The 13,365-nt window shown below is 48.4% G+C and carries 13 protein-coding genes; 4 read left to right on the top strand and 9 right to left on the bottom strand.

The window, feature by feature from the left end:
* Positions 1-83: 83 nt before the first annotated feature.
* Positions 84-1,064 (top strand): YdcK family protein, encoded by a 981-nt coding sequence (gene ydcK, locus FEM44_RS22235; RefSeq protein ID WP_135522767.1) that lies wholly within the window; start codon positions 84-86, stop codon positions 1,062-1,064.
* Here ydcK and rimL read toward each other — a convergent pair.
* The 4 genes from rimL to hglS all read right to left on the bottom strand — a co-directional run bounded on the left by rimL (position 1,056) and on the right by hglS (position 5,246).
* Positions 1,056-1,595 (bottom strand): 50S ribosomal protein L7/L12-serine acetyltransferase, encoded by a 540-nt coding sequence (gene rimL, locus FEM44_RS22230; protein WP_135522768.1) that lies wholly within the window; start codon positions 1,593-1,595, stop codon positions 1,056-1,058. The genes ydcK and rimL overlap by 9 nt on opposite strands.
* A gap of 62 nt (positions 1,596-1,657) precedes the next feature.
* A complete protein-coding gene (locus tag FEM44_RS22225) occupies positions 1,658-1,882 on the bottom strand; it encodes a YdcH family protein (RefSeq protein WP_130259051.1) in 225 nt (74 codons plus the stop codon).
* Positions 1,883-2,022: 140 nt separating this feature from the next.
* Positions 2,023-3,678 carry a glucan biosynthesis protein OpgD gene (gene opgD / locus FEM44_RS22220; protein ID WP_135522769.1) on the bottom strand — a complete coding sequence of 552 codons (1,656 nt, stop codon included), beginning with the start codon at positions 3,676-3,678 and terminating at the stop codon, positions 2,023-2,025.
* Positions 3,679-3,902: 224 nt separating this feature from the next.
* Positions 3,903-5,246, bottom strand: a complete 1,344-nt coding sequence (hglS, locus tag FEM44_RS22215) for a 2-oxoadipate dioxygenase/decarboxylase HglS (RefSeq protein ID WP_135522770.1) — start codon at positions 5,244-5,246, stop codon at positions 3,903-3,905.
* Between the two features lie 216 nt (positions 5,247-5,462).
* Here hglS and FEM44_RS22210 point away from each other — a divergent pair, with 216 nt between their 5' ends.
* Positions 5,463-6,386 carry a LysR substrate-binding domain-containing protein gene (locus FEM44_RS22210; RefSeq protein WP_135522771.1) on the top strand — a complete coding sequence of 308 codons (924 nt, stop codon included), beginning with the start codon at positions 5,463-5,465 and terminating at the stop codon, positions 6,384-6,386.
* Positions 6,387-6,416: 30 nt separating this feature from the next.
* Here the strand turns inward: FEM44_RS22210 and FEM44_RS22205 are convergent, their stop codons facing one another.
* Positions 6,417-8,057, bottom strand: coding sequence for a methyl-accepting chemotaxis protein (locus FEM44_RS22205; protein WP_135522772.1), 1,641 nt, complete (start codon positions 8,055-8,057; stop codon positions 6,417-6,419).
* Positions 8,058-8,456: 399 nt separating this feature from the next.
* On the opposite strand from FEM44_RS22205, the gene FEM44_RS22200 reads away from it, so the two are divergent.
* Positions 8,457-8,606 carry a type I toxin-antitoxin system Hok family toxin gene (locus FEM44_RS22200; protein WP_064527420.1) on the top strand — a complete coding sequence of 50 codons (150 nt, stop codon included), beginning with the start codon at positions 8,457-8,459 and terminating at the stop codon, positions 8,604-8,606.
* A 66-nt stretch (positions 8,607-8,672) separates the two neighbouring features.
* On the opposite strand, the gene FEM44_RS22195 is transcribed toward FEM44_RS22200, so the two are convergent.
* Together FEM44_RS22195 and cybB are read right to left on the bottom strand one after the other, a co-directional pair.
* Complete coding sequence (locus FEM44_RS22195) at positions 8,673-8,846, bottom strand: hypothetical protein (protein WP_135522773.1); 174 nt, start codon at positions 8,844-8,846, stop codon at positions 8,673-8,675.
* A gap of 272 nt (positions 8,847-9,118) precedes the next feature.
* The gene (gene cybB / locus FEM44_RS22190; RefSeq protein ID WP_135522774.1) at positions 9,119-9,649 is read right to left on the bottom strand and encodes a cytochrome b561; all 531 of its coding nucleotides are present in this window, start codon (positions 9,647-9,649) and stop codon (positions 9,119-9,121) included.
* Positions 9,650-9,837: 188 nt separating this feature from the next.
* Here cybB and gap point away from each other — a divergent pair, with 188 nt between their 5' ends.
* Positions 9,838-10,839: a type I glyceraldehyde-3-phosphate dehydrogenase gene (gap, locus tag FEM44_RS22185; protein ID WP_135522775.1), complete on the top strand. Its 1,002-nt coding sequence runs from the start codon at positions 9,838-9,840 to the stop codon at positions 10,837-10,839.
* Positions 10,840-10,879: 40 nt separating this feature from the next.
* Here the strand turns inward: gap and aldA are convergent, their stop codons facing one another.
* Complete coding sequence (aldA, locus tag FEM44_RS22180; protein ID WP_135522776.1) at positions 10,880-12,319, bottom strand: aldehyde dehydrogenase; 1,440 nt, start codon at positions 12,317-12,319, stop codon at positions 10,880-10,882.
* A 195-nt stretch (positions 12,320-12,514) separates the two neighbouring features.
* On the bottom strand, positions 12,515-13,315 hold the full coding sequence (gene ydcF, locus FEM44_RS22175; RefSeq protein WP_135522777.1) for a DUF218 domain-containing protein YdcF: 801 nt from the start codon (positions 13,313-13,315) through the stop codon (positions 12,515-12,517).
* Positions 13,316-13,365 lie beyond the last annotated feature (50 nt).

Here is a 13,365-nt window from a genome sequence, read left to right as displayed (position 1 = left end):
ATGCATTTTATGGAAATTTGCTAAACATAGCCAGAGTCACAGAATTTGCTACGGTTATAGTAGGTCACCTGCGGGAAAACGCTATGCGCAAATATCGTCTTAGTGAAGAACAACGAGCTTTTAGTTATCAGGAAGATAGCGATAAAAAGAGTGTTTTATTGCGGCAGATTATTGCCATCGCTGATTTTAATGACGTAATAGCCGGAACGCCTGGCGGCTGGATTGATAATGAAACCGTATTGGCCCAGGACGGAAATTGTTGGATCTATGACCAGAATGCCATCGCGTTTGCCGGAACGGTGATATCCGGTAATACACGCATCACCGGAAGCAGTGAGCTATGGGGCGATGTGTGCGCGAAGGATAACGTCTGGATCGATAATAGCAAAATCAGTCAGGGCGCCCTAATAAGTGACAACGTCACAATTCATGATTCATTAATATGCGGAAATTGTAGGATTTCTGGTCATGTCTGCATTGATCAGAACTCAATGGTTGTCGCTGCGCAAGGTTTAACGCCCGACCACCATCTTCAGTTGCAAATTTATGATCGCGCAAGAGTCAGCGCCTCGCGCATTGTTCATCAGGCGCAAATATATGGTGATGCCATTGTGAAATTTGCGTTCATTGAGCATCGCGCCGAAGTTTTTGATTTTGCACGTATTGAAGGTAATGAAGAGAACAACGTCTGGCTGTGTGACTGCGCGAAAGTCTACGGACACGCACGTGTGATCGCCGGAACAGAAGAAGATGCCATTCCCACGCTTCATTACAGTTCGCAGGTAGCGGAACATGCCTCGGTGGAAGGCAATTGTGTGTTAAAACATCATGTTCTGGTGGGTGGTCATGCATTCGTACGTGGAGGTCCGGTTTTACTCGACAATCACGTCACCATACAGGGGAACAGCCGCATTACAGGTGCGGTGATGATTGAAAACCATGTGGAGTTAACCGACCACGCCGTCGTTGCAGCCTTTGATGGCGACACGGTTCATGTCCGTGGTCCAAAAGTCATTAACGGTGAAGAACGCATTACGCGAACGCCGCTGGTAGGGTTATTGTGAATCGATAATACGCGCGTATATATTTACATCATCATAAGTGTCGTTGAGAAATTCAGCCTGTTTCAGACATCCTTCAAGCGTGAAGCCATTACGCAGCGCCACCTGATTGCTTTGTAAGTTAGCTACCCGGCATTTGATGACGAAGCGTCTAATTTCTCCACGCTTTGCGTAATGGTGAATAAATGCCTGCAAAGCTTGCGAAATAATCCCCTGCCCCTGATGGGATTCATCCAGCCAGTAACCGATTTCTGCGGCTTTGTTCTGCGGTTCAATACGGTTAAAAGACAGGACGCCAACAAGTTCATCTTCACTAAAGATCATGAACATTTTGGCATATCCACGCTGATGCAACATCATATTACCCTGCACCGTTTTTCGCGTGTCATCTTCGGTATTAACAGACTGTGGCCAGTTTAGCGAATTCTGTAACCAGCTTTTATTTTTACAGATTAAGTGATGAAGCGGCGTGATGTGATTTTCTGCAACGGAACGTAATTCAATTGAGTCACTAACTTTTATCGTCTCGGTCATGTCACCTCCGGTCAATCTGCACGGCAATTTAAAAAGCCGCCCGCCAGGCGGCTTAAGGAATTTTACATCTCTTTGACGCTCTCCTGTTGCAGGATTTTGAGCATCTCATCTTTCAACTGGAGCTTCTGTTTTTTCATGCGGACCACTTCCGCATTGTATCCACGACCATCAGATCCTTCCATTCTGGCAATCTCATGATCAAGTTTGTTGTGCTTATCGAACAAGGACATAAAGCGAGGATTTTCGTTTTTCAGGCGGGATATTAAATCTCGGTATTCTGGAAACATACGCACTCCCTGTTAGTGGCTGACAAAGTGTACATGAAATACACATCATCAGATTACTCAGATAGTTTGGGGAAAAATGCGAGCGGGATCGTGTTTCACCAGACGGCACCTTCCGTCAGAAGGTGCCGAAAAAATGACGATCAATTCATCACGCGATCGTCAACGTATTTGCGCTTATCCGGAGCTGGTGGGAAATACTGATACAGCCATGTTTCACTGATGGCATCGCCCTGACAACGGAGATACATCCGCATATCAACCGGATCGGTAGAGTCCGAAGTCGGATACCAGTCAAATTGAATACGGTAACCATCAATCGGTTCAATGTAGAGAATTTCGATTTGCTTCGCTTCACCGCTGGAGAGCGTGATAACAGGTTCAATCCCCTTAGGCGCAGCCGCTTTCAGGTCACCACCAACAAAATCGACGGCAAAACGACGCGCCCATTTTTCTGGATAATGCTCACCCGGCGCCCAACCTTCCGGAAAACCTCCCATGCCGGTACGCGTCGCCATAACACGTGCCAATGGACATTGAACAGGGGGATGTGCGCTCCAGTACAGACGATACTGGAATGCAAACTCGTCCCCTGCTTTTACTGCTTTTTCTGGCTGCCAGAAGCAGACAATGTTATCCAGCGTTTCACCCGTTGTTGGGATCTCCATCAGGCCAATGGTGCCTTTGCCCCATTTATTACGAGGCTCTACCCACAAACTTGGTCGTTTGTTGTACCAGCCCATGATGTCTTGATAATGGGAGAAATCACGATCCAGTTGCAATAAACCAAAGCCTTTCGGGTTATTGTCGGTGTAGGCATTGAACTGCAATTTCTGCGGATTATTTAGCGGACGGCAGATCCACTCACCATTGCCCCGCCACATGGAAAGACGGTCGGAATCATGGATTTGCGGATGAATAGTATCGCACATACGACGTTCGTTAGTGCCGCAACTAAACATACTGGTCATCGGCGCGATGCCCAGTTGTTTAATGTCTTTACGCGCATACAGGTGATTCTCGACATCCATAATCACCTGGTTCTTCTCACAGTGGATGGTGAACTTGTAAGCACCAGTAATGCTGGCACTATCGAGCAACGCATAAACGGTAAAAGTGGTAGCACCTGGTTTTACTGTATCGAACCAGAAGGCGGTAAAGTCGGGAAACTCTTCTTTGCTGTCGGTGTAAGTGTCGATCGCCAGACCACGCGCCGATAAACCGTATTGATAAGTGTCATCAACGGCACGGAAATAGCTGGCACCGAGGAAAGAAACCACGTCGCGGCGCGCCAGTTCCGGGGCTTTAAATACGCGGAAGCCAGCAAAACCGAGATCGCTTTGCCCTTCCAGTTGTTTGGTATCTACGCCCGCATCATTGTATTTGAACAATTCTGGACGGAAGTGTATTTCGCGCGCCAGATGTGTTGCTGGATCAACAGAGAACATGCGAACGCGGCGGCGAAACCCCATCCCCATATGGAAGAACTGAGCATCCAGCTGGCGGTTCTCAACGTTATGCCAGAGTGATTTTTCGGCGTCATACTGAATGCTGTTATAAGCCTGCGGGGTCATCGTCGCCAGCGTATCGGGCAACGGACGCGGTGCGCCTCGCCACGGTTTTTGCGCTAAATCATGCGCCATTGACTGTAAAACAGAGAAGTCAAAACGCTGGGTTTGCCCGTCGGCAATGTCAAATTCTGCTGCGAACGCAGCCTGAGAAAAAAGAGAAGCAATGCCGCTGGTACCGCACACGGCGGCCATAGCCATTGAACCTTTAATAAATCGTCTACGATCCATACCTGAAAGTGAGTCCTTCTGGTGTAGTGAATGGTCCCGCGCTGGTCGTATTCAGCGGCAAGAAAATGCTTATTAATGACCGCTCACTCTAGACAATATTTATTAATAATCCAATTGTTGAACTCAGAGAATATGCATAAATCGGCAATTTTTTTCTGTCGATGGGATGAGCCTGATTCGTTTGTAAAATCAGGCAAATTTTTGCAAAGCAGGATGGTCCGATTTTAAAGCAATCCACAGCGGCGTTTACTGCGTTCTTCCGCTTCCTTGTATAACTGAAATTCATCAAAAACCTGGCATCCCAGCGCCTGTTCGAATGCCTCACGACTGGCATTACCATGACTGCGCGTCTGCGTTTCGTTACCGAGATTGGACTGGAAGATCCCCGCCGCACTCACCGGCAAAAAATCCTCATAGGTAATAGGTTGTGCGACAACCCAGCCACGTTCGATCAAAGGTTGCGGATCGTCCCCAGGATGTATCACCTGACGATGCGCTTCACCCGATGGTGTCAGTCGATAACGGAACCATGCCAGCCCTTGCTGACGCATCAAAAATTCGCTGTCCGGGAAAGCGCGAAAGGTTTCCTGCAAATGCAGTTGATGAGTGAGATTATCCTGTCCAGTTCCGGCATTACGCAGAAGTTCATCATACAGTCGCCGCCCTTTCGGCGTTAACGCCACTCCGCGCTGCTCTATCTCACCAAATCGCGCGGTATGCCTCCCCTGCTGTTGCCCCACAAACAGAACCGTTTCTTCCAGTGCCTTAAAGCTAGTCTGTCGCAATAAAATAGGCACCTCGCGGCGCGGCGGCCCTTCGATGAGAATTTTTGGTTCGATACCGCATTCGGGCATCATCGACTGCACCCGATCAATGTCCAGCGTGCGTGGCGTCAGGTGATTGATATGACAGCCCGGAAAACAGACTACATCAGCGATCAGCCGATGCTCGTTATGCAACGCGTGATAGGTTTCTTCATCTACCGTTGCTGACTGATGCCAACGGAATGTCTCCAGGGCTTCCCGCACAAACTCCCGCGCTTGCGCTTCGCTAAAACCGCCCTCCCGATCATATTCATCTAACAGTTGCCGACAACGTGGGGTAAAGATATCGCGCTGGCGTAAAATCTCCGCCGCCTTTTGGCGCAATGTTTTGTTTTCGATAAGCTCAAGGCGGAGCAATGAGGTAAAAACGCGGAAAGGATTACGCGCAAGCGAGGCATCATCGATGGGCCGAAATGCCGTAGAATGTACCGGCACGCCAGCCTGCGAGAGATCGTAATAACTCACCGGATACATTCCCATAATGGCGAATATCCGCCTTAATGTGGCAAGTTCCTGCGCGGTTCCTACACGTATCGCCCCATGACGTTCAACGTTAAGCCTCGCCAGTTCATCCGCATTCACCATTTTTTCATGCAGTTGGGGATTATTTTCCAGCACAGCCAGATTCACGTCAGCGACCAGTTCCAGCAATGTACCGTACTGTGGAACTTCTTGTTGATACATGGCTGACATTGCCTGCGAAAACTGTTCCCGAATCTCATCCGCTGTGATGCTGTTCGCCATAATGCCTACCCCCAGTGGTCAATTATCTCGAGTGTAGGTAACCGCATTCACTCTGGTGGGAAGAATTTACAAACTGTGATCTCGCCGCGAAATCATCAATATTATCGATCTTGATGTAACATAATTACTTTAAATGTTAATAATATTTTGCAATCAAGTTATCATAATCAAACAACATCACTTGTCAGCGGCACCGCTTCGTTTTTAACATCGCTTATGGAAAAAAATAGTCTGTTTAGTCAGCGCATCCGTTTGCGCCACCTTCATACATTCGTAGCTGTCGCACAACAAGGAACTCTGGGGCGCGCGGCTGAAACCCTTAATCTGAGTCAACCGGCACTCTCTAAGACATTGAATGAGCTGGAGCAATTGACGGGGGCTCGCCTGTTCGACCGAGGACGTCAAGGCGCGCAGCTCACCTTACCTGGCGAGCAATTTTTAACTCACGCAGTCAGAGTTCTTGACGCCATCAACACCGCTGGACAATCACTTAATCGTAAAGAAGGCCTTAACAATGATATCGTCAGAGTGGGCGCGCTACCTACCGCGGCACTAGGGATATTACCTTCGGTTATAGGTCAGTTTCATCAGCAACAAAAAGAAACCACACTGCAAGTTGCCACCATGAGTAACACGATGATCCTGGCGGGATTAAAAACAGGGGAAATCGATATTGGTGTTGGTCGGATGTCAGATCCTGAACTGATGACCGGACTTAATTACGAGCTGCTGTTTCTCGAATCACTTAAGTTAGTTGTTAGGCCTAATCACCCCCTGCTTCAGGAGAACGTAACGTTAAGTCGGGTACTGGAATGGCCTGTTGTCGTATCACCAGAAGGTACCGCGCCACGGCAGCATTCAGAGGCATTAGTAAAAAGCCAGGGATGTAAAATTCCTTCAGGCTGTATTGAAACGTTGTCTGCATCACTTTCACGTCAGCTTACGGTTGAATACGACTATGTGTGGTTTGTTCCTTCTGGCGCTGTGAAAGACGACCTGCGTCATGCCACGCTGGTGGCCCTGCCTGTTCCGGGGCATGGAGCAGGCGAACCTATTGGAATACTGACCCGCGTAGATGCAACACTCTCTTCCGGTTGTCAGTTGATGATTAACGCCATTCGAAAATCAATGCCGTTCTGAAAAGTAAGGGATCTTACGATCCCTTTTTTATCACACCGTTGCCAAACTCACTGAACTCCCTGTTCCTTGTTGAGCCGCCTGAACTGGTTGTTTCTTCAGACGGAACACATCCACGGCTTCAGTTAACCGCGCCGCCTGCTCTTCAAGAGATACCGCCGCAGCTGAAGCCTCTTCCACCAGAGAAGCGTTCTGTTGCGTCACTTTATCCATTTCAGAAATCGCCTGGCTAACTTGTGTGATACCTCTGCTTTGTTCATCTGAAGCGGCGGCTATTTCTTGCATGATATGTGTGACACTCGCTACGGCATCAACAATAGCGCTCATGGTTTTCCCTGCCGTTGCCACTTCATCGGCCCCCTGGCCAATTAACCTGACGGACTCACTGATCAAGCCTTCAATCTCTTTCGCCGCCTGGGCGCTGCGGCTTGCAAGTGTACGCACTTCGCTGGCGACAACGGCAAATCCGCGTCCTTGTTCACCGGCTCGTGCGGCCTCAACGGCGGCATTGAGCGCCAGGATATTGGTCTGGAAGGCAATACTGTTGATAACAGCCGTGATTTCAGAAATTTTCTTCGAGCTACTGGAGATATTACCCATTGTCCGCACTACACCGGAAACTGTTTGTCCGCCATCACCGGCTTTACTTGAGGCCTCTTGCGCCAGTTTGCTGGCATGATGTGCGTTATCAGAATTTTGCTTCACTGTTGCGGTGAGTTGCTCCATGCTGGCGGCGGTTTGTTCAATCGCTGCCGCTTGTTCTTCGGTGCGTGAGGAAAGGTCAGTATTACCGGCAGAAATCTCACTGGTGCCACGATAGATCTCTTCTGCCCCCTGGCGCACCGTTCCCACCGTCAGCGCCAGCGAATGCTGCATTTGCTGTAGATGGAGACTTAAGCGGCCAATTTCACTACGGCCAGTGGATTCGTCCACCAAAGTCAGATCGCCACTGGCTATTTTTTCAATCCGTTGGGCGGCATGTTGCAGAGGACGAATGACAATCCGGCGTAACACCATAAAGGTTATCAGCGTCATAACCAGCGCAAGTATAAATGCGCCAATCATAAACATCCCTCCCAGACGAGTACGCTGATGCGCCTGTTCCGCTAGCTGGTTAGCTCTGGCGCTACGTATTTCAATGGCTTTGCTTAACTGCTGGTTATAGGCATTATCAAGCGTTCTGATCTGCTCACTTTCATGATTGATAATGGCTTCAAACATGCCATTTTTGGCATATTTCAACATGGGTTGCAGACCGGAAATATAAGCCTGGAAACGCTGATTTAATTCTCCGTCCAGCGCATCGTCAGCGGGCGTTTTCACCAGACGAGTACGGTAAACGTTAAAGCCTTGTTGCGATTGCTTTATTTGCAATTCCGCTTGCGCAATATTTCGCTTCATCTCTTCCATTTCAGCGATACGACTTGCTGCCCCGGCCTGAATCATATTGATCCGGGCTGAACGCAATAAATCAGAGCTGTTTGCTAAACCCGTGCGTATCTGGATCTCGCCGCTGACATCGCGCTGATCGCGGTCTGCCTGCCAGAGAAAATACCCCGCCAGGGATGAACTCAAGGCAAACAGAAACAGGATGCCGCCAAGAATGCAGGCAAATAATGGAACCAGCCTGATGTGATGTAAAAAGCCTAAGCGGTGTGAGGATGTTGTATTCATGACCGTTGTCTCTCTTCCTGGTTTACTCCCGATAGAGAGTCATCGGCAATCGATGGTAATTGCTTACTGGCAAAAACCTGTTCATATCACATTTTTACAACAATTTTTGTGATGAGAGATTATTACCATCGGAATGAAGAGACTTACGAGTAGTTATACCTTGTAAGGCGTATTACGAAAAATTCTGGAAAATGCCACGCAATTTCGTGAAGTGATTATTTCGCTGGTAAGGGTAATTACATAGGATGTTTGCGGGCGCCTGAGACTTTCTGGTTTCAGGCTTACCGGGAATCAGAAAGACGAAGGCCCCGACCGATATTTCTATCAACCGAGGCCAACGAATGAACCTAGCAATTCAGATGTTAGCCTCTTACCTGCCATCCGGCAAGGAGAAAGGCTATGAAGCGCAACCCCCTGGTGGTGTGTCTGCTCATTATCTGTATCACGATTCTGGCATTCACCCTCCTGACCCGACAAACGCTCTACGAACTGCGATTCCGGGACGGTGATAAGGAGGTGGCGGCTCTCATGGCCTGTCAGTCCAGGTAAGGGCCTGCGCGGGGAGCATTCCCCGCGCATCTGGTTGACGAGTTCATTTTCTCATGGCGCCCCTGTTTAGTTAGTGCATGTTTTTTTCGATGCGCTGATAGAACCATCATTACAGACAAATTTGCCGCCAGCAGTACAGTGAGAGATCCCCCCTTTGGCACCAGCACAGGGTTTTCGCCCGGCATCAACATAAAAAGACATCAGTAATCCCATCAGTAAAATAAAGAGCAACTTTTTCATACAACCTCCATGGCTTGCCGAATCTTATGTTCGGTATAAAAGTTATACGCTGCGCGGTCTTTATTTCACTTAGGGAGATCAAGGATTGGGGAAATTGAATTTCAATCTTAACAGTAGATATGTTGATTAAATATCAACCCGTTGAACATATAAACTCGGATTATGGTTTTATTTGTCATACAAATAAATATAATAGGCGCTTCCGATGTAGGCCCGTATTCTTCGCCTGTACCACGGGTCTGGTTTAGTACAGGCGCTTTCTTCTAATACCCTCAGGAGCGCTTACGCGGCATCATGCGCAAAAGCGTGTTGTCTTTCCATAGATAGTGGTGCGCCAGAGCTGCAGCCGCATGAAGCCCGATAACGAAATATCCCAGATTGGCCAACGTTTCATGCCACCACTTTAATCTATCCACCAGGTCAAAATTGGCCTCTGACGCGTAAGGCATCGTCAGACCAAACGCAAACCACGGATTACCCCGGTTATACATCATCACCAAACCAATCACTGGCAATACAATAAACAGGAGATAGATCACCAAATGTCCCAAATGAGCGAGTCCCGTCATCATGGGCCTGGGTTTCGGTACAATGGGCGGCGTTGGGTATTTCAATCTGAGTAACAGACGAAGCACCATCAGCACGAGAATTGAGATGCCACATGAAACGTGGATCATGTTGATCACCGGACGATCGCTACGCGGGAAAAAACCACGAAACTCCATTGCACAATAGGCTGCAATAACCAGCAAAAAGACCAGCCAGTGGATGCCAATTTGTAACCTTGAGTATCTAATTTCCATAACATTTCCTGCTTTAACACAATTTGCCGTTAACATAACGAGCTTTTCTTAAAATTTCATTAAATATTGTTCACCCGTTTTCAGTACGTTACGTTTCATGGCAAAAATGTAGATTGCCCATCCTGTCATCCTGGTCTAAGCCTGGAAAGGACTAATTTTTACCCACAAGTTCTTGACTGGAGAAAACCATGAGCAAAGTTGGTATTAACGGTTTTGGTCGTATCGGTCGACTGGTGTTGCGTCGATTACTTGAAGTCAAAAGCAACATAGACGTCGTCGCTATTAATGATCTCACTTCCCCAAAAATTCTCGCCTACCTACTAAAGCACGATTCAAACTACGGTCCTTTCCCCTGGAGCGTCGATTTCACAGAGGATTCACTTATTGTTGATGGAAAAAGTATTGCGGTTTACGCCGAAAAAGACGCGAAAAATATCCCCTGGAAAGTAAAAGGGGCTGAAATTGTCATTGAATGTACCGGTTTTTATACTTCCGCAGAAAAATCCCATGCGCACCTGGACGCTGGCGCGAAGAAGGTGTTGATTTCCGCCCCGGCAGGAGAAATGAAAACCATCGTTTATAACGTCAATGATGGAACTCTGGATGGCAACGACACCATTATTTCTGTGGCGTCCTGCACAACCAACTGTCTTGCGCCTATGGCCAAAGCATTGCATGACAGTTTTGGGATAGAAGTTGGCACAATGACAACGATCCATGCCTATACCGGCACCCAGTCTCTGGTGGATGGTCCGCGTGGTAAAGATTTACGTGCATCGCGGGCGGCGGCGGAAAATATCATCCCCCACACTACCGGTGCGGCAAAAGCCATTGGTCTGGTGATCCCGGAACTTAGCGGCAAACTTAAAGGCCATGCGCAACGCGTGCCAGTGAAAACAGGTTCAGTGACCGAGCTGGTGTCTATCCTGGGGAAAAAAGTGACTGCTGAAGAGGTGAATAACGCACTTAAAAAAGCAACGACCAATAACGAGTCATTTGGTTATACCGACGAAGAAATTGTCTCTTCCGATATCATTGGCAGCCATTTTGGTTCGGTGTTTGATGCGACCCAAACGGAAATCACCGCAGTGGGCGATTTACAACTGGTGAAGACCGTCGCCTGGTACGATAACGAGTATGGTTTTGTCACTCAACTCATTCGTACTCTGGAAAAATTCGCTAAACTCTGACCAGCACTGGCGGAGGAAAAACCTCCGCCTCTTTCATACCTTACGACTGCAAATAGACCACCTGAGTCTGTAGATACTCATGCAAACCATGTTTGCCATCTGCGCCGCCAATACCCGACTTACGCCATCCAGCATGGAAACCTTGCATAGCTTCGAAGTTTTCTCGATTGATGTAGGTTTCGCCAAACTTGAGTCCTTTGATGGCTTTCATCGCCACGTTAAGATTCTCGGTATATATCGATGACGTCAGGCCATAATCACTGTCGTTGGCCATGGAGATAGCCTGTTCCAGCGTGTCAAAAGCGACTACCGGCAGCACCGGCCCAAAGGTTTCTTCGTGCATAATGGACATTTCCTGTCGGACATCCAAAAGCAACGTTGGCGGATAATAATAACCTTTCCCTTCTACAGCCTTACCACCCAACGCGATTCTCGCGCCCTCTTCTACTGCCCGCGCTACCTTTTGTTCCACCCTTTCCAGAGCCGCAGCGTTAATCAGCGGCCCCATCGCAATGTCGTTACGTTCGGCGGGGTTACCAAATTGAACTGCCTGCATTGCCTCGCCCAGTCGATTAACAAAGCGATCGTAAATACCTTTCTGCACATAGACACGTTCCGCACAGTTGCACACCTGCCCGGTATTTATCACGCGGGAATCAACAATGGCTTTGACGGCCAATTCAAGATCGGCGTCATCCATCACGATAGCAGGGGCTTTGCCCCCCAGCTCCAGACACACTTTGGTGATATTTTTCGCCGCGGTCGCCATGATTTTTTCTCCGGCAGCGACGCTGCCTGTCATGCTGACCATAGCGACTTTTGGATTACCCGCCAACTCCTGACCAACCGTTTCACCGCGTCCTAACACAAGGTTAAACACGCCGCGTGGTAGGCCAATTTCGTCGACGATTTTAGCAAATGCGATCGCATTGTTTGGCGTAAATTCGCTCGGTTTGATGACGATGGTATTGCCTGTGAGAAGAGCTGGCGCCATTTTGCGAGCGATCAGGAAAAACGGGAAGTTCCACGGTAGGATACCGGTCGTTACACCCAACGCACGTTTAAACAGCAGGATGTTTTCCCCAGGTCGATCACTTTGAATAATCTCGCCCTCGTAGCGACGAGCCCATTCCGCCATGTAATCAATATAGTCAGCAGTAAAAGCGACTTCGACTTCGGCCAGCTGTTGAATTTTGCCACCTTCCTCGACGATCAATGAGCTAATTTCACTGGCCCGTTCGCGGATCCCCGCAGAGATTTTCCGTAACCAGTTCGCTCGTTCAATCGCGGGTAATGCTTCCCATTCTGGCTGTGCACGCTCTGCTGCATCGATTGCTTTGCGAGCATCTTCAGCCTGACCATCAGGAATGCGGGAAATCACTGCCTCTGTTGCGGGGTTAACCACATCAATCCATGCGTCGCCGCGCCAGGTGACAAATTGTCCATCGATATACATAGGATGTTGAACGGGTACAGACATGGGCTACTCCTGCGATTGATATGTTTATATTTTGTAATTCACATGTTAATTAACATCAATCACAGCAGAGAAGGCATCGTGGATGTGCAATTTTGTGAAAGGCTTCATAAAAAGAGATACGACGGGAATAAAGAGAGGAAGAAAAAGATCAGATTATTACCCGTTTGCAATCATTTGTTCACAAACGGGCAATTATTAGCGCAGTGAGCGACTCTCCATTGCCTCAATAAGCACTGCGTCATGCTGTAATAGCTGCCATGCCTGCGTAACTTCTGACGGAAAATCGACGTGAACGATAAAATCGCGTCCGCGCGGTCCATAGCCATCGCTGTCATCGCGCAAGCGTGGCAGCTCGCCAGTAAGTAGGGACAAATATCGCTCAACTGGCCATAGTCCTGTAAGCGGATTAGCAAACGTCACGCTGCCTGCATCATTTCCCAACTGTGGTACGAATCCCGGATAACTTAGCCAGCGAGGTGCATCAGGATTATCTCCTGTAATACGACGGAACGTCGCCATGGTTCGGCGTTGCATAGTGGGATCCTGGACGACAATCGTGGTATGGACTCGCTCTGCTAACTGATTCAATAATGCGATACTGAAACGGGCATTTTCTCCACAGTTAGTTGACTGATCTTCAATCCAGATTTTTTCATGTGGAATATACCAAAACTGATGGGCGATATCCGCAAGGATGGTCGCTTCTGCCCTGCCAGTGGTGCGGATAGTGTTGTAGTGCGGATGCTGTGCGATGGCGCTATACAAAAAAGTTGTCGAGTGACCTATACCACCACTAATCAGTAAAGGAATTTGCTGATCTCTTGCAATCTTACAAGCGGCATCGATAGTGGGAATGACAGCATTGCCTGCAAGTATCACGCAATCGGCCTGATACGGAGCTTCACCGGAGAAATCATCCTGCGCCAGCCATCGACCGATAACGTTTATAGCATCAATGGTTGACGCTGAAAGCGTCGGAAACGGGTTAATATTCATGGTCCCTCCTTATCGTTCCCTTAAGAATACTGCGTGAGATAATAAAGAGA

This window comes from Escherichia sp. E4742 (genome assembly GCF_005843885.1).
GTDB lineage: Bacteria > Pseudomonadota > Gammaproteobacteria > Enterobacterales > Enterobacteriaceae > Escherichia.
Note: the sequence above shows the minus strand (reverse complement) of the source record. Positions and strands in the feature narration are given on the sequence as shown.

Excerpts from the sequence above, each read along its gene's own strand:
- ydcF (WP_135522777.1), bottom strand. The coding sequence starts at position 13,315 with ATGAATATTAACCCGTTTCCGACGCTTTCAGCGTCAACCATTGATGCT.
- opgD (WP_135522769.1), bottom strand. The coding sequence starts at position 3,678 with ATGGATCGTAGACGATTTATTAAAGGTTCAATGGCTATGGCCGCCGTG.
- FEM44_RS22195 (WP_135522773.1), bottom strand. The coding sequence starts at position 8,846 with ATGAAAAAGTTGCTCTTTATTTTACTGATGGGATTACTGATGTCTTTT.
- cybB (WP_135522774.1), bottom strand. The coding sequence starts at position 9,649 with ATGGAAATTAGATACTCAAGGTTACAAATTGGCATCCACTGGCTGGTC.
- FEM44_RS22225 (WP_130259051.1), bottom strand. The coding sequence starts at position 1,882 with ATGTTTCCAGAATACCGAGATTTAATATCCCGCCTGAAAAACGAAAAT.
- rimL (WP_135522768.1), bottom strand. The coding sequence starts at position 1,595 with ATGACCGAGACGATAAAAGTTAGTGACTCAATTGAATTACGTTCCGTT.
- gap (WP_135522775.1), top strand. The coding sequence starts at position 9,838 with ATGAGCAAAGTTGGTATTAACGGTTTTGGTCGTATCGGTCGACTGGTG.
- FEM44_RS22200 (WP_064527420.1), top strand. The coding sequence starts at position 8,457 with ATGAAGCGCAACCCCCTGGTGGTGTGTCTGCTCATTATCTGTATCACG.
- ydcK (WP_135522767.1), top strand. The coding sequence starts at position 84 with ATGCGCAAATATCGTCTTAGTGAAGAACAACGAGCTTTTAGTTATCAG.
- aldA (WP_135522776.1), bottom strand. The coding sequence starts at position 12,319 with ATGTCTGTACCCGTTCAACATCCTATGTATATCGATGGACAATTTGTC.
- FEM44_RS22205 (WP_135522772.1), bottom strand. The coding sequence starts at position 8,057 with ATGAATACAACATCCTCACACCGCTTAGGCTTTTTACATCACATCAGG.
- FEM44_RS22210 (WP_135522771.1), top strand. The coding sequence starts at position 5,463 with ATGGAAAAAAATAGTCTGTTTAGTCAGCGCATCCGTTTGCGCCACCTT.
- hglS (WP_135522770.1), bottom strand. The coding sequence starts at position 5,246 with ATGGCGAACAGCATCACAGCGGATGAGATTCGGGAACAGTTTTCGCAG.